At 74.2% G+C, this 21286-nt stretch carries 17 protein-coding genes; 4 read left to right on the top strand and 13 right to left on the bottom strand.

Going from position 1 to position 21286, the window contains the following annotated elements; translation table 11 throughout:
- Positions 1-87: 87 nt before the first annotated feature.
- The 3 genes from ACTHM3_RS11080 to mtrB form a co-directional block, all read right to left on the bottom strand.
- Entirely contained in the window at positions 88-792 is a 705-nt protein-coding gene (locus tag ACTHM3_RS11080) for a ComF family protein (RefSeq protein WP_440406158.1), read from the bottom strand.
- 63 nt (positions 793-855) lie between these two features.
- Positions 856-2541 (bottom strand): GerMN domain-containing protein, encoded by a 1686-nt coding sequence (locus ACTHM3_RS11075; RefSeq protein WP_440406157.1) that lies wholly within the window; start codon positions 2539-2541, stop codon positions 856-858.
- A complete protein-coding gene (mtrB, locus tag ACTHM3_RS11070) occupies positions 2538-4148 on the bottom strand; it encodes an MtrAB system histidine kinase MtrB (RefSeq protein WP_440406156.1) in 1611 nt (536 codons plus the stop codon). The genes ACTHM3_RS11075 and mtrB overlap by 4 nt, the downstream gene beginning before the upstream one ends.
- A gap of 87 nt (positions 4149-4235) precedes the next feature.
- Between mtrB and ACTHM3_RS11065 the strand changes: the two genes are divergently transcribed.
- Positions 4236-5378 carry a glutamate--cysteine ligase gene (locus ACTHM3_RS11065; RefSeq protein WP_440406155.1) on the top strand — a complete coding sequence of 381 codons (1143 nt, stop codon included), beginning with the start codon at positions 4236-4238 and terminating at the stop codon, positions 5376-5378.
- A 34-nt stretch (positions 5379-5412) separates the two neighbouring features.
- Positions 5413-6768, top strand: a complete 1356-nt coding sequence (locus tag ACTHM3_RS11060; RefSeq protein ID WP_440406154.1) for a M20/M25/M40 family metallo-hydrolase — start codon at positions 5413-5415, stop codon at positions 6766-6768.
- A gap of 196 nt (positions 6769-6964) precedes the next feature.
- Here ACTHM3_RS11060 and mtrA read toward each other — a convergent pair whose 3' ends face one another.
- A complete protein-coding gene (gene mtrA, locus ACTHM3_RS11055; RefSeq protein WP_440406153.1) occupies positions 6965-7645 on the bottom strand; it encodes an MtrAB system response regulator MtrA in 681 nt (226 codons plus the stop codon).
- Between the two features lie 191 nt (positions 7646-7836).
- Between mtrA and ACTHM3_RS11050 the strand changes: the two genes are divergently transcribed.
- Positions 7837-8577, top strand: coding sequence for an aquaporin (locus tag ACTHM3_RS11050; RefSeq protein WP_440406152.1), 741 nt, complete (start codon positions 7837-7839; stop codon positions 8575-8577).
- A gap of 25 nt (positions 8578-8602) precedes the next feature.
- Here the strand turns inward: ACTHM3_RS11050 and katG are convergent, their stop codons facing one another.
- Genes katG through ACTHM3_RS11025 form a run of 5 tightly spaced genes read right to left on the bottom strand, consistent with a single transcriptional unit; the run spans position 8603 to position 14709 of the window.
- Positions 8603-10864 carry a catalase/peroxidase HPI gene (gene katG, locus ACTHM3_RS11045; RefSeq protein ID WP_440406151.1) on the bottom strand — a complete coding sequence of 754 codons (2262 nt, stop codon included), beginning with the start codon at positions 10862-10864 and terminating at the stop codon, positions 8603-8605.
- Complete coding sequence (locus ACTHM3_RS11040) at positions 10861-11298, bottom strand: Fur family transcriptional regulator (RefSeq protein ID WP_440406244.1); 438 nt, start codon at positions 11296-11298, stop codon at positions 10861-10863. The genes katG and ACTHM3_RS11040 overlap by 4 nt, the downstream gene beginning before the upstream one ends.
- Before the next feature lie 55 nt (positions 11299-11353).
- Complete coding sequence (locus ACTHM3_RS11035; protein WP_440406150.1) at positions 11354-12934, bottom strand: Na+/H+ antiporter; 1581 nt, start codon at positions 12932-12934, stop codon at positions 11354-11356.
- Between the two features lie 21 nt (positions 12935-12955).
- Positions 12956-14434, bottom strand: a complete 1479-nt coding sequence (gene ahcY, locus ACTHM3_RS11030; RefSeq protein WP_440406149.1) for an adenosylhomocysteinase — start codon at positions 14432-14434, stop codon at positions 12956-12958.
- A gap of 53 nt (positions 14435-14487) precedes the next feature.
- Positions 14488-14709 carry a DUF3499 family protein gene (locus ACTHM3_RS11025; RefSeq protein ID WP_440406148.1) on the bottom strand — a complete coding sequence of 74 codons (222 nt, stop codon included), beginning with the start codon at positions 14707-14709 and terminating at the stop codon, positions 14488-14490.
- 81 nt (positions 14710-14790) lie between these two features.
- On the opposite strand from ACTHM3_RS11025, the gene ACTHM3_RS11020 reads away from it, so the two are divergent.
- Positions 14791-15222, top strand: coding sequence for a metallopeptidase family protein (locus ACTHM3_RS11020; RefSeq protein ID WP_440406147.1), 432 nt, complete (start codon positions 14791-14793; stop codon positions 15220-15222).
- A gap of 15 nt (positions 15223-15237) precedes the next feature.
- Here the strand turns inward: ACTHM3_RS11020 and ACTHM3_RS11015 are convergent, their stop codons facing one another.
- From ACTHM3_RS11015 to galE, 4 genes are all read right to left on the bottom strand, one after another.
- Complete coding sequence (locus ACTHM3_RS11015) at positions 15238-16899, bottom strand: DUF5719 family protein (protein ID WP_440406146.1); 1662 nt, start codon at positions 16897-16899, stop codon at positions 15238-15240.
- The gene (locus ACTHM3_RS11010) at positions 16896-19700 is read right to left on the bottom strand and encodes a glycosyltransferase family 2 protein (protein ID WP_440406145.1); all 2805 of its coding nucleotides are present in this window, start codon (positions 19698-19700) and stop codon (positions 16896-16898) included. The genes ACTHM3_RS11015 and ACTHM3_RS11010 overlap by 4 nt, the downstream gene beginning before the upstream one ends.
- Before the next feature lie 102 nt (positions 19701-19802).
- On the bottom strand, positions 19803-20132 hold the full coding sequence (locus tag ACTHM3_RS11005; RefSeq protein ID WP_440406144.1) for a WhiB family transcriptional regulator: 330 nt from the start codon (positions 20130-20132) through the stop codon (positions 19803-19805).
- Positions 20133-20307: 175 nt separating this feature from the next.
- Positions 20308-21273, bottom strand: coding sequence for a UDP-glucose 4-epimerase GalE (gene galE, locus ACTHM3_RS11000; protein ID WP_440406143.1), 966 nt, complete (start codon positions 21271-21273; stop codon positions 20308-20310).
- Positions 21274-21286: the final 13 nt, after the last annotated feature.

Raw genomic sequence — 21286 nt, 5'->3', positions numbered from 1 at the left:
CCTTCGCACTGATGACGACGGCGAGGAGCTGCCGGGTCAGGCGGGTCCTCGCCTTTCGGGCCACGGTAGTCCGCTCCCCGTGGGATGTCACCAGGCGCCCGATGGGAGACCCCACGGAGCTCCCGCAGGATCCGCCGGGAGATCGCCGACACGCCGCGGCGTCGACGCGACGGCGGCCGCCGCGAGCACCTCGCCTCCACTCGCGCGGATGGCCGCGGACGCCGCCGCGAGCGTCGCGCCGGTTGTGACGACATCGTCGACGAGCACGAAGCGGCGCCCCGCGACGAGGCGACGGACGCGGAAGACGCCGTCGAGGTGCGCCGCGCGTTCCGCGCGCGTCAGGGTCTTCTGCGCGGGGTGCGGGCGGGCCGGGGCGAACACGCGGGCGACGCCGAGTCCGCTCCGGGCCAGGAGCAGCGGCACGGGATCGTATCCGCGACGCCGCCGGGCGCGACGGGTCGACGGGACGGCGCAGAGCTCCACCGGCGGGCCGTCGGCGAGCTCCGCGCCGGCGGCGGCGACGGCTGCGACGAGCAGCGGCGCGAGGCGGCGCGCGAGGCCCGGGCGGCCGTCCTTCATGGCCACGACGACCTGGCGCACGACCCCGCCGTAGGCGATGCCGGCGTGCACCGGGGTCCCGTCGGGCAGCCGGCGGCGGAGCGGCGCGGGGGTGATCGCCGCGGCGCAGGTCGCGCACAGCGCGCGGTCGTCGGCACCGCAACCCGCGCAGACGACGGGCAGGAGGAGGGCGGCCGCGTCGAGGAGGGCGGCGGTGAGCGGGGACTCGGGCACCGGTCGAGCCTGCCGCTCGGCGTCGGCGGAGGACGTCGCCGCCGGCCGGGTGGTGGAGAGCCCCTACTGCTGGACGCCGAGGAGGGACAGCTTGACCCCCGTCGACTGCCAGTCGCCGACGAAGCTGGGCTGGTCGAGCTCGCCCGAGCCGAGCCGCACCCGCACGGCGGTGAACCCGGTGCCGAGCGAGCCGGCCGCGAGCGACCGGCCGTCGGTCACCTGGCCGTGATCGACGGGCTGCCCCCCGAGCGGGTACTCGACCACGTCGTCCTTCGCCCCCGCCGCGCCCGCGAGGGTCGCGACGGTGGAGCCGTCGACCCACGCCGCGTCGACGATCGGGTTGCCGGCCGGCACCGGCACCTCGAGCGGCGTCCCGAAGCCGACCGGCACGCCGTCCTTGTCGCGCTGGACACCGAACACCGTCAGACGCGCGCCGGAGTCGGTGTCGAACGCGGCGAGGAGGCGCGTGCCGTCGCGCGACATCGCGATCGCGACGACGCTGCCGGTCACGGGCAGCGGCAGGGCGCGCTGCTTGGCGTCCGCGCGGACGGCCACGAGCGAGTCCGGGTCGGAGGTCGTGCTCCAGACCCAGCCGAGCGGATCGAGGCTCGGCGCGAGCAGCCCGTCGCGAGGGTCCACGACGGAGCGGGCGCTCGTGGTCACGAGGCTCACCCCGCCCGCGCCGCGCACCGCCGCGGTGGTCCGGTCGCGACCGAGTGAGACCGCCGTGGGCTGCGGCGCCTCGATGGCGGAGCCGAGGGCGAGCGGGGCGAGCGCGTCCCCGCTGACGGATCCGAACGACTTGCCGTCGGAGCCGATCGCCTCGTAGTACGCGCCCGGGTCCCCGTCGGCGGTCGCGGGCTCGGTCGTCGGGACCTCGATGCTGTTCGCCGTCATCGTGACCCGGGTGACGTCGAGCGCGCGGAGGCTCCAGGTGAGCTGCTCGAGCATCCGGGCCTGCTGAGTCCCGCCCGCGTCCAGCACCGCGGTGTTCAGGTCGACGGTGACGGTGCCGGCCTCGATCGCGACCGGCTGGCCGAGCTGCGCCCCCGCGGGAAAGGCAGAGACGGAGACCGGCGACGCGAGGTAGGGCGACGGTCCGGCCAGGAGCGCGCCCACGATCCGCCCCGACACCGCCGCGCCCTGGTCGGTGAACCACCGGCGATCGGGCACCAGGAACTCGTACTGCGGGTCGAAGAAGTAGAGCAGGTAGGGCTTCACCACGACGCCCAGGTCGCGGCTGCGCAGCACCGTGCCGTCCGGGGCCTCGGCGATGCGCCACTGCCCCTTCTCCTTGACGAGGTGGAAGTGGAGGGCCCGCTCGGTCGGCTTCTGCGCGGCGTAGACACCGGTCGCGTCGATCTGGGCCGACACGCTGAGGTCGAGCGAATAGTCGACCTCGGAATCGCTGATGATGCCGTCGGCGTAGGGGGCCACGGTGCTGTCGCTGACGACGGTGCCGGCCCCCGGCTTCCACTTGGAGCCGGAGGTCAGGTAGAGCTTCGCGGTGGCGTAGGCGCCCTGCGGGCTGCCGCCTGCGCGCACGAAGCCGGCGACGATCTCGCCGGGACTCGCGCCGTCGCGCGGCGGGTTGGCGGCGCGGATGGTGCCGTTATCGGGCCCCTGCTGCTCGCTGATGCGCTGGGTTCCGACGGCTCCTCCGGTGGGGATGGTGACGCAGCCGGCGAGCGCGACCATCGCCGCGAGCGCGAGACCGATCGCCGCGGCGAGCGCGGGCCGCCGGGTCACGAGGCCGCTCCGAGGGGGGCCGCGGCATCCTGCGGCTCAGGCGGCGGCAGTTCGAGCGGCGACCCGCGGAGCACCTCGCCGCGGCGCCGCGGCAGGGTGAGCCGGAAGCAGCTCCCCTCTCCCGGCGACGACCACACCTCGAGGCGACCGCCATGGACGGCCGCATCCTCCTGCGCGATCGCGAGACCGAGCCCGGTGCCGCCCGTCGTGCGCTGCCGGGAGGGATCCGCACGCCAGAACCGGTCGAAGACCCGCTGCGCATCGGTCGGCGTCATCCCGATCCCGTGGTCGCGGACCGCGATCGCCACCGCCTGTGCGTCCGAGTCGACGTGCACGTCGATCGGGCGTCCCTCGCCGTGGTCGATCGCGTTGCCGAGGAGGTTCTGCAGGATGCGGCGGATGCGGCGCGCGTCCACCTCCGCCTCGAAGTAGCCGCCCGGCGCCGTCACGCGCACCTCGGTCTCCTTCTCGAGGGCGAGCGGGCGCAGCGACTCGACGGCGTCCTCCACCAGGCGCACGAGGTTGGTCGGTTCGAGGTCGAGCTGCACCGCCCCGGCGTCGTAGCGGCTCATCTCGAGCAGGTCGCCGAGCAGCACCTCGAAGCGCTGGGTCTGCGCGTGCAGCAGCTCGGCGGTGCGCCGCGTCGCGGGCGGGAACTCGTCGCGGCGGTCGTACAGCACGTCGCCCGCGAGCCGGATCGTGGTGAGCGGCGTGCGGAGTTCGTGCGACACATCCGAGACGAACCGCTGCTGCAGCCGGGAGAGGTCGGCGAGCTGCGAGATCTGCGACTGCAGCGAGTCGGCCATGCGGTTGAACGAGCGTGCGAGCGTCGCGAGCTCGTCGTCGCCGCGCTCCGGCAGGCGCTGCTCGAGCTGGCCGGCGGCCAGCTTCTCGCTCGTCTCGGCGGCCTCGCGCACCGGCCCCACCACCAGCCGGACGATGACGTAGGCGACGGCGCCGATGAGGATCACGAGGGCGACGCCGCCGAGCGCGAGCGTGCCCTGCACGAAGTCGAGGGTGCTCTGCACGTCGGAGAGGTCGTAGACCAGGAACAGCTGGTACCGGCCCGCGTTCGCGATGTCGATGACGGATCCGGTGACGATCCCGGGGGCGCGCGCGCCGTTGGCCTTGACGAGCGCGATGGACTGCCAGGAGACCTCGTCGATCCCGCCCGAGCGCACGGCGTCGCGGAGCGCGGAGGTGGCCATGGTGTCGCGGAAATCGGGGGTCTGCAGGTCCTCGAGGGCCGGGATGCCGCCCGCCTGCCCGGGTGCCCGCTGCAGCGCGAGCAGCGGATGCGACGACACCCGCGACAGGATCGCGTCGACGGCCCGGTCGCCGGCGTTGTCGAGATCCGGGCTGTCGCCCGAGGCCTCCGCCTGCTCGAAGACGCTCCGCGCCGCCGCGGTGGCGCGCCCGGCCTCGGCCAGGATCTGCGTGCGGCGCTGGTCGTAGAGATTGCCCCGCACGCTGACCGAGATGTAGAGGCCGATCGCGACGCTCGCGACCGCGGAGAGGATGAGCGTGACCGCGATGACGCGCACGCGCAGCGAACGGCGCCAGACGCGCGCGAGCTCGCCGAGCCGCCTCCGCGCGTCGAATCGCATGCCGCGAATGTAGCCCGCGACCCTCGGAGCTGTCTTTCTCCTCCGTGTCCGCCCCGCGGCGGGGGCGCGATCCGCCATCATCGGCGCATGACCGCCATCCGGTTCGAGGAGTCCCCGCGCTCGAGCGTCGGCATCGAATGGGAGCTCATGCTCGTCGACGCGGCCGGCAACCTGGTGCCGGAGGCGCCGGCCCTCCTCGCGGAGCTCGCCGACCGCCCGGGGATCACCGAGGAGCTCCTCACCAACACGATCGAGGTGACGAGCGGCGCCCGCACGCGGGTCCGGGACGCGGTCGCGGACATCCGCGACCGGCTGGCGGAGGTGCGCGAACTCGCCGAGCCCCGCGGGGTCGGTCTCGTCTCCTCCGGCAGCCACCCCTTCGCCCGCTGGCACGACCAGAGCATCAACGAGAAGACCCGCTACCGGCGCCTCGTCGAGCGCACCCAGTGGTGGGGCCGCAACATGATGATCTGGGGCATGCACGTGCACGTCGGCGTCGACGACCGGCGGAAGGTCCTGCCGATCATCGGCGAGCTCACCCGCTATCTCCCGCACCTGCAGGCGCTCACCGCGTCGAGCCCGTTCTGGGCCGGCGAGGAGACGGGCTACGCCTCGAACCGGGCGCTCGTGTTCCAGCAGCTGCCGACCACGGGACTGCCCTGGCCGATGACGGAGTGGGCCGAGTTCGAGCGCTACGTCGACGACCTCACCCGCACGGGCGTCATCGACGAGGTGACCGAGGTGCGTTGGGACGTGCGGCCGGCGCCGCGCTGGGGCACCGTCGAGAACCGCTCCTGCGACGCGGTCAGCAACCTCACGGAGCTCGCCAGCATCGCCGCGCTCGTGCAGTCGATCGTGGAGTGGTCCTCCCGCCGGATCGATGCCGGCGAGGAGCTCGAGCCGCTCGCACCGTGGTTCCACCGCGAGAACAAGTGGCGCGCCGCTCGCTACGGGCTCGACGCGACCGTCATCCTCGGCGCCGACGGCGCGGAGGGCCCGGTGCGCGCCGACCTCGGCGAGCTGCTGACGACCCTCGCGCCCGTCGCCGAGGAGCTCGACTGCGCCGGGGAGCTCGCGGGAGTGCGCACGATCCTCGCCCACGGCAACGGCAGCCGGCGCCAGCACCGCGTGGCGGCGGCGCACGCGGGGGATCTGGCCGCCGTCGTCCGCCACCTGCGCGCCGAGTTCGAGGCGGAGCGCCCGCTCACCGAGGACGGCGACCCGGCGTAGCCGGAGCGCGCGCGGATACGGTGGACGGGAGGCGATGACGGACACGATCGAGACGGCGACGGACGCCGACGAGCTGACCCGCGACACGGTGGCCCTCACCCGCGAACTCATCCGCAACGGCTGCGTCAACGACGGCACGCCCGACTCCGGCGCCGAGCACCGCAGCGTCGCCAGCCTGGAGCGGTTCCTGCACGGGGCCGGAGCCGAGCTCGAGGTGGTCGAGCCGCACCCCGGACGGACCTCGCTCGTGGCGACCGTGCCGGGCACCGATCCCGACGCCCCCGCCCTGCTGCTGCTCGGGCACCTCGACGTCGTGCCCGTCGGCGACGGCTGGTCGCGCGACCCGTTCGGCGGCGAGCTGGTGGACGGCGTGCTGTGGGGCCGCGGCGCGCTCGACATGCTGCATCTCACCGCCGCGTACGCGAGCGTGCTGCGGCGGGCGGCCCGGTCGCCGCGGCGCGGCCGGCTGATCCTCGCGGCGGTCGCCGACGAGGAGTCGGGCGGCCGTTACGGCGCCGAGTGGATCGTGCGGAACCGACCCGAGCTGGTGCGCGCCGACGGCGTCCTCAGCGAGACGGGCGGCATCCCGCTCGCGGTCGGCGGGGCGGTGCGCGGCGTGACCGTGACGGTGGGCGAGAAGGGGATCACGGGGCGGCGCGTCGAGGTCGCGGGCCACCCGCGGCACGCCTCGACGCCCTACGGCGCCGACAACGCGATCGTCACCGCCGCCGGGATCGTCGGACGTCTCGCCGCGGCCGGCGACCTGCTCGAGCTCGACGACCTGTGGCCGCGCTACGTCGCCGCGCTCGACGTGTCGGAGGAGCTGCGCGCCGCGCTCGTCGACCCCGAGACGATCGACGAGGCGATCCCGCTGCTCGGGCCGCTCGCCGGGCTCGCCCATGCGCTCACCCGCACCACCTACTCCCCCGACGTCATCCGCGGCGGCGACAAGCTCAACGTCGTGCCGGGTCGCGCCACGATCGACGTCGACGTCCGCACGATGCCCGGCACCGACGCGGAGACGGTCGACGCGCACCTGCTCGAGGCGGCCGGTCCCGCCGCCGATCGGGTGCGGATCCAGCCGCTCGGCGGCACGACGCCCGCGACCCGCTCGCCGCTCGACACGCCGCTCTACGCGGCGCTCGCGGAGGCGGTCGCCGCCGCCCACCCGGGCGCCGAGGCCGTGCCGGTGATCGCGCCGGGCGGGGCCGACAGCCGGTTCTTCCGCCGGATGGGCATCCCGGCCTACGGCTTCGGGATGTTCTCGCCGCGCTGGACGCACGCCGAGTTCCGCCACCTCGTGCACAGCGACGACGAGCGCATCGACGTCGACAGCATCCACCTCGCGGCGCACGCCGTGGAGCGCGTCGTCGGCCGCGTCCTGGGCTGACCCGACTTCTGCCGTCGCCGGATCGCGTCGGTGCGATCCCGTCCCCTCCGCCGCAGCTGCGTGTGACGAATGACGGAGATCCCATCTGCCGGCGCAGGACCAGCCGGAGTTCCGTGCGCGCACGCGCGCGGCGCACGCACCTTCTCCGTCATTTGTTACACACCGACGGAGGGGGGTGGAGCCCGCGGACGGAACGCTAGGCGACCGCGCCGGCGCGGTAGCCGACGCCGCGGACGGTCGTGACGATCCTCGGGTCGTCGGGGTCGAGCTCCACCTTCGAGCGCAGCCGCTGCACGTGCACGTTCACGAGCCGGGTGTCGGCCTTGTAGTGGTAGCCCCAGACCTGCTCGAGCAGCATCTCGCGCGTGAAGACCTGCTGCGGCTTCGCGGCGAGCGCCAGCAGCAGCTGGAACTCCAGCGGCGTGAGGTTGATGCGCACGCCGCCCCGGCGGACCTCGTGACCGGCGACGTCGATGGAGAGGTCGCCGATGCGCACCTCCTCCGGCGAGTCGGGGAGCGCCGGGCGCAGCCGGGTTCGGATCCGCGCCACGAGCTCCTTGGGGTTGAACGGCTTGACGACGTAGTCGTCGGCGCCCGACTCGAGACCCCGGACCACGTCGGCCGTGTCGCCGCGCGCCGTCAGCATGATGACCGGCACCCCGCTCTCCGCGCGGATCTGCCGGCACACCTCGACGCCGTCGACGCCGGGCAGCATGACGTCGAGCAGCACGAGGTCCGGCCGCCGCTCGCGGAACGCGGCGAGCGCACCGACGCCCTCCGCGGCGAACTCGGGTTCGAAGTCCTCGCCGCGCAGGACGATGCCGATCATCTCCGCGATGGAGGGGTCGTCGTCGACCACCAGGATCCTTGGGTTCATCCACCTCGCCGATCTTTCGCACCAGGGTAACGTGAGCCCCGCCGGGCCGCCGCCGCCCGCCGCCGAGCTCCCGCCGACCTCCCGCTCCAGGCCGCGCGTCGGCGTCGAGATCGTCCGGCCCGCCTCTGCCGTCACACGACGCGCAGGGAGTAGCCTGCGCGCATCCATTGGGTTCTCAGGATTGGATCGTCATGGCCGACGCAAGCGCTCCCGCGCCCTACACCCTCGTGTCGCGGCTGCTCGCGGAGCTGTTCGGGACCTTCATGCTCGTCTTCGGCGTCATCGGCGCCGCCCTCTTCATCTCGAAGTCGACCGGGCCGCTCGGCGTGGCCCTCGCCGTCGGGCTCGCGGTGCTCACCGCCGCCTACGCGGTCGGGCACATCTCGGGCGGGCACTTCAACCCCGCCGTGTCGCTCGGCGCCGCGGCCGCCGGCCGCATGCCGTGGCGTGACGTGCTGCCCTACATGGCCGCGCAGGTCGTGGGCGGCATCCTCGCGACGCTGACGCTCGGCCTCTACGGTGTCCTCAGCCCGTCGATCCGCTCGCTCGACTTCGCCGCGGTCTCCAACGGGTACGGCACCGCGTCGCCGGCGGGATTCGGCCTCGCCGCGGTCCTCATCGCCGAGGTCGTCGCGACCGCCCTATTCCTGTACATCATCCTCGGCGTCACCGCACCGGGACCGGAACGGCACGTGACGGCCGGCTTCGCGCCGCTCGCCATCGGGCTCGCGCTCACCCTGTTCCACCTCGTGATGATCCCGGTCAGCAACGCCTCGCTGAACCCGGCCCGCTCGATCGCGACGGCGATCCTCGGCGGCGCGACGCCGCTCGCGCAACTCTGGCTCTTCATCGTGGCGCCGCTGCTCGGGGCGCTCATCGCCGGATTCACCTGGCGGTTCCTCTTCGAGGGCCGGCGCCGGCGGGTCGAGTAGCGCAGCCGCCCGACCCGCCGTCGGCTCACCGCAGGTCGAAGCGGTCGAGCTCCATGACCCGGCCCCACGCGGCCGAGAAGTCGCGCACGAACTTCTCGTGCGCGTCGTCGCTCGCATAGACCTCCGCGATCGCCCGCAGCTCGGAGTTCGAGCCGAACAGCAGGTCGACGCGCGTCCCGCGGCCGACGACCTCGCCGGAACCGTCGCGGGTGCCCTCGAAGGCGTGCGACCCCGGGTCGAGCGCCTTCCACGTCGTGCCGAGGTCGAGCAGGTTGACGTACACGTCGTTGCTCAGCACGCCCGGGCGGTCGGTGAACACGCCGTAGTCGGAGCCGTCCCAGTTGGCGCCGAGCACGCGCAGCCCGCCCGCGAGCACGACGACCTCGGGCACCGAGAGCGTCAGCAGGTTGGCCCGGTCGATCAGCAGGTGCTCCTCCGGGATGCCGGACGCCGCGGCGATCGGCCCCAGGTAGTTGCGGAACCCGTCGGAGGTCGGCTCGAGGTGGCCGAACGACTCGACGTCGGTCTGCTCCTGCGTGGCGTCGGTGCGCCCGGGGTGGAACGGCACGGTCACCTCCACGCCGCCGGCGCGAGCCGCCTCCTCGACGGCCGCGTTGCCCGCGAGCACGAGGAGGTCGGCGAGCGAGACGCGGGTGCCGTCGGTGCGGCTCGCGTCGAAGTCGGCCTTCACCCGCTCGAGCACCTCGAACACGCGCGCGACGCGCGCCGGGTCGTTGACCTCCCAGTCCTTCTGCGGTGCGAGGCGCAGGCGCGCGCCGTTCGCACCGCCGCGCTTGTCGCTGCCGCGGAACGTGGCGGCGGCGGCCCAGGCGGCGCCGACGAGGTCGGCCGTCGAGAGACCGGCGTCGAGGATCGTCCGCTTGAGCGCGGCGGCGTCCGCGTCGTCGATGAGCAGGTGGTCGACCGCGGGCACACGGTCCTGCCAGATGAGCTCCTCCTGCGGGACCTCGGGGCCGAGGTAGCGCTGGATCGGCCCCATGTCGCGGTGGGTCAGCTTGAACCAGGCGCGCGCGAAGGCGTCGCCGAACGCGACCGGGTCCTCCGCGAAACGGCGCGAGATCTTGTCGTACTCCGGGTCCATGCGCAGGGCCAGGTCGGAGGTGAGCATGCGCGGCTCCCGCTTGCCGTCCGAGTGGGCGAGCGGCACCATGTCGGCACCCGCGCCGTTCTTCGGGCGCCACTGGTGGCCTCCAGCGGGGCTCTCCATGAGCTCCCACTCGTAGGCGTAGAGGATGTGGAAGAACTCGTTGTCCCAGCGGGTGGGGTGGTAGGTCCAGGTGACCTCGAGGCCGCTCGTGATCGTGTCGTCGCCCGAGCCGGTGCCGAAGTCGTTCTTCCAGCCGAGGCCCTGGCGCTCGATCCCCGACGCCTCGGGGTTGCCCTCGAGGTGGTCGTCGGGCGCCGCCCCGTGCGTCTTGCCGAAGGTGTGGCCGCCGGCGATGAGCGCCACGGTCTCCTCGTCGTTCATCGCCATGCGGGCGAAGGTCTCGCGGATGTCCCGCGCCGAGGCGAGCGGGTCGGGCGTGCCGTTCGGGCCCTCCGGGTTCACGTAGATGAGCCCCATCTGCACCGCGCCGAGGGGGCGGGAGAGGTCGCGGTCGCCCGTGTAGCGCTCGTCGCCCAGCCACACCGTCTCGGGGCCCCAGTAGACGTCGTCGTCCGGCTCCCACACGTCGGGGCGGCCGCCGGCGAAGCCGAAGGTCGAGAACCCCATCGACTCGAGAGCGACGTTGCCGGTGAGGATCATGAGGTCGGCCCATGAGATGCTGCGGCCGTACTTCTTCTTGACCGGCCAGAGCAGACGCCGCGCCTTGTCGAGGTTGACGTTGTCGGGCCAGCTGTTCAGCGGGGCGAAGCGCTGCTGCCCGTGACCGGCGCCTCCGCGGCCGTCGAAGACGCGGTAGGTGCCCGCGCTGTGCCAGGCCATGCGGATCATGAGCGGGCCGTAGTTGCCGAAGTCGGCGGGCCACCAGTCCTGCGAGGTGGTGAGGACCTCGGCGATGTCGGCCTTGACCGCGGCGAGGTCGAGCGCCTGGAACGCGGCGCGGTAGTCGAAGTCCTCCTCGTAGGGATCCCGCGACGGCGGGTTCTTGGCGAGGATCTTGAGGTTCAGCCGGTCGGGCCACCACACCTGGTTGGCGTCGCCGTTGGTCGGCCGCGGCTGCTGCGGCACGACCGGGCAGTCGCCCGCCTGCTCCTGCGCCAGCGCCTCGTCCGAGTCGATGTCGGTGGTGCTCTGGTCGGTGGGGGTGGTGTCGTCGGTCATGACGTCCTTTCTTCGGTGGAGGAGGCGGCGCAGTCGGGGCACAGACCCCAGAAGACGATCTCGGCGGTGTCGACGACGAAGCCGTGCGCGTCGGCGGGTGCGAGGCACGGCGCGTCGCCCGTGAGGCAGTCGACGTCGGCGACGGCGCCGCAGAGGCGGCATACGAGGTGGTGGTGGTTGTCGTCGACCCGGATCTCGAAGAGCATGGGGCTGCCCGCCGGCTCGATCCGGCGCACGAGGCCCGCGTCGACGAAGTCGCCGAGCGCGTTGTAGACCGACTGCCGACTCGCCTGCGGGGTGCGCGCGACGACCGCCCGGTGCACGTCGTCGGCGCTCGCGTGCGGCAGTGCCCGGAGCGCCTCGAGCACGGCGACCCGCGACCCGGTGACGCGGAGGCCGGCGCCCCGGATCGCGCCCGCGCCGTCCGCCGTCATCACCGCTCCAGGCTAACCCCGATATTTTGACACGGACAAAACACCGGGCGACCGCTCAGGCGGGCGGGGCTTCCGGATCGTCGTCGGCGCTGATCCGCAGCTCCTCGTAGTCGAGGGCCGCCTGCGCGTCGAGCATGACGGTGTCGTCGATCCGGGCCGTGCTGCGCAGGCGGATGACCTCCTCGCGCCGCCGGCGGAGGGTGCGCAGTAGGAGCCGGTGCTTGCCGGCGCTGTGCTCGTCACCGTCCGCGGGCGCGCAGGCGTGCTCGAGCTGGTGCTCCAGGGTCTGCTGGACGTACGCGCGGGCGTCGTCGTCGGCCCGAACGGCGCGCGCGTCCTCGTCGAGGTGCTCGAGCGCGGTCTCGAGCGGAGCGGTGAGCGCGAGGCGGCGCTCCTCCTGCTCCCCCGTGTCGGGTGCGAGCCGGGCGCGGCGGACGATCAGCGGCATGGTCGCCCCCTGCACGAACAGCATCAGCACGATGACGACGAAGGTGACGGCGATCACCTCCTCGCGCCCCGGGAACGGGCGGCCGGAGCCGATGGTGAGCGGCAGGGACAGCGCGGCGGCGAGCGAGACCGCGCCCCGGAATCCGCCCCAGGCGATGACCATCCGCGTCCGCAGCGGCGCCCGGCGCTCCCGCTGCGACGGCCGGCGGTCCAGCAGCCGGATGATCGGCGCGATCGCCGCGTTCCACAGCACCCGGATGCCGAACACCGCGACGGCGCACACGACGGCGAGCAGCAGCACGCGCGCCCAGCCGTCGCCCGCGAAGGTCTCGTACACGGACCGCGCCTGGAGCCCGATCAGCACGAAGAGCGCGCCGTTGATGACGGAGGTCGACGCCCGCCAGAAGCTGTAGCCCTCGTTGCGCGAGCGCGCGGGGATGATGCGGGGCGTCAGCCGGCCGAGGAGCAGCACGCCGGTCACCACGGCGACGACGCCCGACGCGCCCAGGGCCTCGGCCGGGAGGAACAGCAGGAACGGGCTGAGGATCGAGATCGTGTCGTCGACCGCGGGCCGACGGGCGAGGCGGCGCAGCTGCGCGATGAGGAATCCGACCACCAGTCCGCTCGCGACGCCGACCACGACCGCGTAGAGGAACCGCAGCGAGATGTCGAGCGGCTGCACCCCGTTCCCGGCGACGACGGCCGCGACGGCGACCGCGTAGAGCGCGAGCGCGCTGCCGTCGTTGACGAGGCTCTCGCCGCGGAGGATCGCCGCGGTCCGGCGGGGAAGCCGCGGCGCCATCGCTGCGACGGCCGTCGCGTCCGTGGGCGAGAGGATCGCCCCGAGCACCAGGGCGACCGGGCCCGCGAGCCCGAGCAGCGCGCCGAGTCCCGAGACGACGACGGCGGTCGCCGCGACGAGACCGACGCTGAGCAGCGTGATGACGCGCGCGTCGTAGCGCAGCTGCTGCAGCGAGGTGTTGATGCCCTCCCAGTAGAGGAGCGCAGGCAGGAACAGCAGGAGGACGACGTCCGGCGGCAGGCTCACGGCGTGCAGGGACGGCACGAAGCTCAGCCCCGCGCCGATGACCACCCACGCCCACGGCGCCGGGATCCGGGTCCAGCGCTGGACGAGTCCGCCGGCGAGCACGGCGAGGCCGAGCACGACCGCGACGACGAGCCCGTCCATCGCCTCGACCCGGCCGGGCGATCAGTACCGGTAGTGGTCCGGCTTGTACGGCCCCTCGACCGGCACGCCGATGTACGCGGCCTGGTCGGGCGTGAGCTCGGTGAGCTCGACGCCGAGCGCCGCGAGGTGCAGCCGGGCGACCTTCTCGTCGAGGACCTTCGGCAGCGTGTAGACGCCGACCGGGTACTCGTCGCGCTTCGTGAAGAGCTCGATCTGCGCGAGCACCTGGTTTGAGAACGAGTTGCTCATGACGAACGACGGGTGTCCGGTCGCGTTGCCGAGGTTCATCAGCCGGCCCTCGCTCATGACGAGGATGCTGCGGCCGGTCGGCAGGCGCCACTCGTGCACCTGCGGCTTGATCTCGATCTTCTCGGCGCCCGGGAGCGACTCGAGGCCCGCCATGTCGATCTCGTTGTCGAAGTGCCCGACGTTGCCGACCACCGCGAGGTGCTTGAGGCCGAGCAGGTGGTCGAGCGTCACGACGTCCTTGTTGCCCGTGCCCGTGATGAGGATGTCGACCTCGCCGATGACGCTCTCGAGGCGCGCGACCTGATAGCCGTCCATCGCCGCCTGCAGCGCGTTGATCGGGTCGACCTCCGACACGATGACGCGGGCGCCCTGACCGCGGAGCGCCTCCGCGGCGCCCTTGCCCACGTCGCCGTAGCCCGCGACGAACGCGACCTTGCCGCCGATCAGGATGTCGGTCGCGCGGTCCAGGCCGTCCGGCAGCGAGTGGCGGATGCCGTACTTGTTGTCGAACTTCGACTTGGTGACCGAGTCGTTGACGTTGATCGCCGGGAAGAGCAGCCGGCCCTCGCGGAACAGCTCGTAGAGGCGGTGGACGCCGGTCGTCGTCTCCTCGGTGACGCCCTGGATGCCGGGGGCGATCCGCGTCCAGCGCTGCGGGTCGCGGGCGAGCGAGCGCCGCAGCACGTCCAGCACGATGCGCCACTCGTGGCTGGCGCCGTCCTCCGGGTCCGGGACGACGCCCTCCTCCTCGTAGCGACGGCCCCAGTGCACGAGCATGGTGGCGTCCCCGCCGTCGTCGAGGATCATGTTCGGGCCGTCCCAGTCCGCACCGGCGGCCTCGGCCTCGGTGGACCAGTCGAAGATCTGCTCGGCCGCCCACCAGTACTCCTCGAGCGACTCGCCCTTCCAGGCGAACACGGGAACCCCGGCGGGCGCGTCGACGGTGCCGGTCGGGCCGACGGCGACGGCCGCGGCGGCCTCGTCCTGCGTGGAGAAGATGTTGCAGCTCGCCCAGCGCACCTGCGCGCCGAGCGCGACGAGGGTCTCGATGAGCACCGCGGTCTGCACCGTCATGTGCAGCGAGCCCGCGATCCGGGCGCCCTTCAGCGGCTGGCTCGGGCCGAACTCCTCGCGCAGGGCCATGAGGCCGGGCATCTCGTTCTCGGCCAACCGCAGCTGGTGGCGGCCGGCCGCCGCGAGCGAGAGATCGGCGACCTTGAACGGGAGGGCGGTGTCGGTGGTGGGGCTCACCGGTCCATCATCCCAGGCGGCGGCAGGCCGCGCACGCGGGTGGCGCGGGGCGGTCAGGCGCCGAGGCCGAGCTCCCCGAGGACCGAGTGCCGCACGACCTGCCAGCCCTGCGGGGCCGAGAGCCGCTCGGCGTGCCGGGCGCAGAGGTCGTAGCTGTGCGGCTCGTGCCGGATGCTCAGCGGGCCGAGGACCGCGAGCGCGTCGGCGTAGTCGTAGGTGAGGGTGGCGACCGCCTCCTCGACGCAGGCGACCCTGCTGCACTGCCGACCGACCATCCCAGCCCCTCGTTCCGCTCGACACCGTACCTCCCGCGGGGGACATCGGCCGGATCCGGCGCGCAGAAATAGGATGGGCCCATGGTCCGCTCGACGTCCCGGTCCGCCCGGGCGGGCGCTCGCGACCGGCATGGCCGGGGCATCCGCTCCGCGGTCGTGCGGCCGCCGCTCGGGCCGCTGCGCACCCGCGCCGACTTCTTCGACTCCTGCGTCGCGAGTGCGGTCGAATACCTGCGCGACCTCTGGCCGGACGAGCTCGACCGGGTGCGCTTCGAGGTCGCGGGGGTGCCCTCCGGCGAGCCGTCGGCGCAGGGCGTCGACCGCTGGCGGGTGAGCCCGCGCGAGCGCCTCGTCGTGCTCTACCGGCTGCCGATCGAGCGGATGGCGCACCTGCACCGCGACGACGAGTGGCACCGTCGCTCGTTCATCGAGAGCTGCGTGTTCCGCGCGGTGGCCGAGCTGCTCGGCAAGGACCCGTGGGACATCGCGCCGGAGCGCTACCGGCACTTCTGAGCGGCCGCGCCGACCTCAGGGGTGGACGACGATCGGCCCCGACACCGGGCGCGGCGAGGTCACAGCGTAACCGGAGATCTCGGCGGGACCGGCGTAGCCGATCGAGGCCGACATGCCGTCGGCGCCCTGCAGCCGGTACGAGGCGCCGGCGACCACCGATGCCGACGCCTGCCCGCCGGCCGGCACGGCGACCGTCACGTCGGCCGCACCGTCGACGCCCTTGAGGACAACCGTTCCCGCGGCTCCGCGCGAGAGCAGCGCGATCCGCGGGTCGGGCCCCGGCGCGACGGTGATGAGGGTCGGTCCCTGCAGAGCGGACGCGGCGACGTCCCACGCGAAGTCGCTCTGCGGAGTGCCGCTCCCGTTCGCGACGGCGGTCGAGATGCGCACGGCCGCGACGACGGGGTGGTCGGAGTCGACCGACACCGTGTACTCGCCGTCCGGGATCGCGAGCTGGCCGGAATCGGTGTCGATGCCCGCGTCGAGCCCGGTCTCGTTGGTGGTGCCGGCCGGAACGACGACGTCGAAGGAGGCGCCGGTCGCGCCGGCCGTCTCGGGCACGATGCTGACGTGCACCTTGGCGGACTCCGCGCCCGGGTTCGCGACCCGGATGGACGGGACGGCGTCGGTCCAGTCGGCGAGCGCGATGGATCCCGCGATCGCCGCCGCCCCGAGCACCCGCACGCCCGGGATCTGCTGCGAGGTCGCCGGGTCGGCGGTCGGACCGACGAGGTCGACGCCGCCCGGGTCGAGCCCGCGGACCGTCGTCTGCTGCAGCGCGGCGACGATGCGGCCACCGCGCGCGGTCACGTGGACCACGGGCGAGGCCAGATCCGGAGCGAACCCGGCCAGCGAGAGCACGCGCTGCGATCCGGCCGCGACCGCGATGCCGGCGAGGCCGGGCGCCGACACCGGCCCCTTCTCGCCGTAGATGTCGAGGGCGACGGTGGCGTCGACCTGCGTGGGGTTGGCCAGGGTGAGGAGCGTCGTCCGGCCGGTCGCGGTGGAGCCGCCGACGAGCCAGGCCGAGCTGCTCGGCTCCGCGCAGTCGGACGCCGCGAACCCCGCGACGTCGTCGCTGCGGGCGGTCTGCGACTGGGCGCCCGCCAGGAGGCCGGTCCCCCCGGGGATGCGGAGGGCGGTCGGCGCGCTCGACGAGCCTCCCGTGCCCGCGTCGCCCCGGGCAAGGACGTCGACGGAGATCGTGCCGCCCGTCGCGGCGTCGCGGCGCTGCGGGGCGCCGATGCCCGACGGGGTCCCGGCCGCCTGGGTGCCGGTGTCGCTGAGGCGGAGGAGGGCTCCGGGGCAGACGCGCAGCTGGGTCGCGGGCTCGGGGGTGATCGTCGCCTGCGGCGCGCCCGCCGCGACCGAGCGGAGCGGGATGAGGCCGACCGCGGCGACCACCGCGACGGCGATGGCGACGCCGATCGCGCCGCTCACCACCCGGACGCCGATGACGGCGGCGCGCCGGCCGCGGCCGGCGCGATCGGCCGGGGCCGCGCGCTCGGCATCGCGGGCGCGCGCCTCGATGTCGGAGGCGGCGGCCGCCGAGCCGGCCGACTCGGGTGCGACGGGCCCAGGCGCGACGGGCCCGGAGGCGATCGGCTCGGGCGCGGCGGTCCCGGGGGGCTCCGTCGACGGCTCCTCCGGCCGCCGCTCGTCGGGGGTGTCGCTCATTGGTCGTCCTCGTCGAAGGTGTCGGCCGGGTCGTCGTGCGACGAGGTCGCCTCCTGCACCACCCGGCGACGGCGGCCGGTCGGGATGGCGAGCAGCAACGCGAGCGCGATGACGACGCCCTGGCCGATGAGCACCGCCGTGCCGAGCGGCGTCCGGGCCGCCGCCACGGTCGGCGCGATCCGCACATCGGCGAACCGCCACAGCGAACCCAGGTCGGTCGTGCCGACCGCCTGCAGTGCGGGGTCGCCGTCGAGCGCCTCGGCGGCGCGCTGGGCGAGGTCCTGCTGGGCGGGCGTGGCGCCCGCCGGCGTCGGTGCGACCACGACGAAGGCGATCTGCTCCCGCTGCAGGCCGCTCCGCACGTCGGCGCCGCTCTGCGAGGCGAGGTTGCCCGCGAGCCGCGCGACCTCGCGCGAGGTCGCGTCGAGCTCCCGCCGCGTCGACCAGAGCGTCGACTCCCCGTCGAGCGTGGTACCGGCGCCGCGTTCCACGTCGGCGGCGAGGGAGCCGTCCGGCTGCGGGGTGAGCACGAGCGTGCCGAGCTGGGGATGGGGGCCCGTCGCAGCCGCGACGAGCGCGGGCAGCATCCGCCCGTCGCCCGCTTCGACGCTCGACGCCCCGAGCGCGGGCAGAGCCGCCACCGGGGCGACGGCGATCGCGGCGGCGAGGAGACCGGCGACGCCGACGCCCACGGCGGCACGGCCGAGCGCATCGAGGCCGACCACCGCGGCCGCGACCAGCCCGAGCCAGTAGAGGCTGAGGGCGCTGCCCGCCCAGGGGGTCACGACCTGGCCGTCGGCGTTCGCGATGCCGAGGTGTACGGCGGCGACGGCCGTCGCGAGCCCGACCAGCGCGAGGACAAGCGCGGGGATCGCGCGGCGCGAGCCGGGCAGGAAGAGCGCGAGGAGCGCGAGGACGGCGAGCGGTGCCAGCAGGATCGCGGGCAGCAGCCCGCCGAAGACCGGCGGGATGCCGAGGGCCGTGACGATAGGCTCCCAGCCGGTCGACGCCGTCGGGTGCCCGAGCAGCAGCCGCCAGCCGGTCGGCTCCGCCGAGGGGAGCGCGACGCCCGGGTCCGCGAGCAGCGCGAGCGGATGGCCGCGCTGCACCTGCGCGACGACGAGCGGCGCGAAGAGGGCGGCGGCGGGGATGAACGTGCCGAGGATCCGGACCATGCCCCACGGCCGGGCGACCGCCCACGCCACGATCGCGAGCACGAGGGCCGGCGCGAGGATCGGCGCCGCGGCGACGATCGCGGCGAACAGGAGCGACCCGGTCGCGGCGGCGCTCCACGAGCGGGCGCCCTCGAGGACCGCGAGGGCGAGCCACGGGAGGAGCAGGTGGGCGATGACCGCGCCCGGCCGTCCGGCGTCGAGCCCGACGAGCAGCGGCGGGGCGAGCGCCCACAGCGCCGCGGCGAGCGCGGGCGGCCAGGCACGGGAGCTCACCCGCGTGGCCGCCCACCAGGCGCCGAGCGCGGAGAGCGGAAGCGCGGTGATCCACAGGAGCACGAGGGCGAGCGAGGGGTTCCACGGGGTGAGGCTGCCGAGCACCGCGAGGATGGCGCTGAACGGGTCCGACGGCCCGGTGAGACCCGCACCGGCGGGACGCGGGCCCCAGCCGATGCGCGCCCACATCGTGCCGACGTCGGCGAGCGGGCGGAGCGCCCCGCCCTCGAGTGCCGTCGCCGAGAACAGGCGCCACGAGAGCGCGACGCCGACGACCGCGGCGAGGACCGTGACGGCGAGCCCGCCGGAGAGGAAGGAGGCGCGAACGAGCTCGGGACCGGCGGCCTCCGCCGCGCGCTCCCGCGCGGTCGCCCGCCGCTCGCGGAGTTCGTCGCGCGGCACGCGGAGGGGTGCGAGCGCGTTCCAGCCGATCCGCCGGCCGCGCCGGAGCCGTCGTCGCGCGGCGGGGACGTTGCCCGCGAAGGCCGCGGCGAAGGCGGCCGCGATCTCGCCGGCGACCGCGCCGGGACGCTTGGCCAGGAGCTGCCCGATCGAGCGGAGGATCGCGAGCGGCACGAGCGAGAGCCAGTGGATCGCCAGCGCGGCCGCGGGCGCGTACACGAGGCGCCGATGCAGCTGCGCGGTGCGGCCGATGCGACGCCTCGCTCCGCCGCCGCGCGGACGGCGACGCCCGACGTCCTCGGGGGCGAGCGCGGCCGAGACCCGGGCGTCGGCGATGCGCACGACGCGGTGCCCGGCGAGACGGGCGCGGATCGAGAGGTCGAGGCCGGCGTCGGCGGTCGGGAGCCCCGGGTCGAACCCGTCGAGATCGTGGAGGACGCCGCGGCGGACCAGCATGCCGGCGTCCGTCACGCCGAGCACGTCGGACTCGCGATCGTGCTGTGCCTGGTCGAGCTCGTCCTCGACGAGGCGCACGGTGGCGCCCAGCGGGGTCAGGCTCTCGCCGAACGACCGGATGATGCCGCGGTCGTCCGGGTCGACGAGCTTGGGACCCGCGATCGCGACCGAGGGCGCGACCTCGACCGCGGCGAGGAGGCGCTCGAGCGCATCCGGCTCCGGCGCGGTGTCGGCGCGCAGCAGCCACAGCCAGTCGTCGGGCCCGCCGGGGCCGGCGACGTAGCGCTGCGCGGTCGCGACGGAGGCGCCGAACGGCTGGGCGGGGGCGCGGATCGTGCCCTCCGGCATCCGCTCGCGTCCCTCGTCGGTCGAGCCGGCATCCAACCAGACGACCGCGTCGACCGGACGGGTCTGGGCGGCGACCGCCGCGATGGTGCGATCGAGCCACCTGGCGCCGTTGCGCACGACGACGATCGCGGTGACTCGGGGCTGCATCGGGTCGAGGCTAGGCGCGGCACGGCGCGACGGTGACGCGGCGCGCGCGGGAGAAGGAACTCGAGCGGTTCTCCGCTGCGGTCGTCGCCCGGGGCGGGACGGCTACGCGGTGCGGGCCCGGCGGAGGCGACGGCGCTCCCGCTCGGAGAGCCCGCCCCAGATGCCGAAGCGCTCGTCGTTCTGCAGGGCGTACTCGAGGCACTCGGCCTTGACCTCGCAGGTGGTGCAGATCCGCTTCGCGTCGCGGGTCGAGCCGCCCTTCTCCGGGAAGAAGGCCTCGGGGTCGGTCTGCGCGCAGAGGGCGTCGGCCTGCCAGGAGAGCGCGTCCTCCTCGTCGATCACGACGGACGGGCGGACCTTCGGCATGCCCAGGCGAACCGGGTCGACGAACCAGTCCTCCGGGACGGACGGGCGGAATTCGCTCATCGTCATGTCCCTCTCCCTCGCGTCTGCGGCGCGCCCCCTGCTCGCCGTCATGCCAGTAATTACAGCGGTGTGATTACCCCCGAGTCAAGCCGGCGGAGCATATTGGCTGCCTCCGGCGGCGTGTCGTCACGACGCGCCGCGAAAACCCCTCGAACGGGGGTCAGAACCGAGGGTCCGTCACTCAATCCCGGTGGGCGACGCGCGCCTCCCAGGCGCTCCGCACCATGTCGTCGATCGAGTGCCGCATCGCCCAGTCGAGGTCGCGCGCCGCGAGCTCGCCGCTCGCCACGATCCGCGCCGGGTCGCCGGGTCGCCGCGGGCCGATCTCCGGCGCGAAGTCGATACCGGTCACCCGCGCCATCGCCGCCATGATCTCGGCGACCGAGACGCCGTCGCCGCTGCCCAGGTTGTAGGCGGGCTCCAGCGGCTCGCCCGCATCCAGCTGCTGCGCCGCCACGACATGCGCCGTGGCGAGGTCGGCGACGTGCAGGTAGTCGCGGACGTTGGTGCCGTCCGGCGTCGGGTAGTCGCCGCCGTTGATGACCGGCGTGCGCTCCTCGACGAGCGCGTCGAAGACCTTGGGGAAGAGGTTGTGCGGGCTGGTGTCGTAGACGTCGGGGGTTCCGGAGCCGACGACGTTGAAGTAGCGGAGGCTCGTGTGGCGCAGGCCCGCGGCCACCTCCTGGTCGCGCAGCAGCCACTCCCCCACGAGCTTCGACTCGCCGTAGGGCGACTCCGGAGCCTTCGGCGTGTCCTCGGTCACCAGGTCGACGTCGGGCGTGCCGTACACGGCCGCGCTCGACGAGAAGACGATGCGGTCGACGCCGCGCTCCTGCATCGCGCCGAGCAGCACGGCCATCCCGGTCACGTTCTGCTCGTAGGTGTGCAGCGGGCGCTGCACCGAGACCCCGGCGTACTTGAACCCGGCGACGTGGATGACGCCCGTGACGCGGTGCTCCTCGAGCGCCCGCAGCACGAGCGCGCCGTCGAGGATGCTGCCGCGCACGAACGGGACGCTGGCGGGCACGAACTCCTCGTGGCCGCTCGACAGATCGTCGATCACGATCGGATCGAGCCCCGCCTCGAGGAGGGAGCGGACCACGTGCGCACCGATGTAGCCGGCGCCGCCGGTCACGAGCCAGGTCATGAGGACAACGCTA

It is taken from the genome of Pseudolysinimonas sp. (assembly GCF_051954455.1).
In the GTDB taxonomy this organism is placed as follows: Bacteria; Actinomycetota; Actinomycetes; order Actinomycetales; family Microbacteriaceae; genus Pseudolysinimonas.
This window is presented reverse-complemented; position numbering and strand designations above follow the sequence as displayed.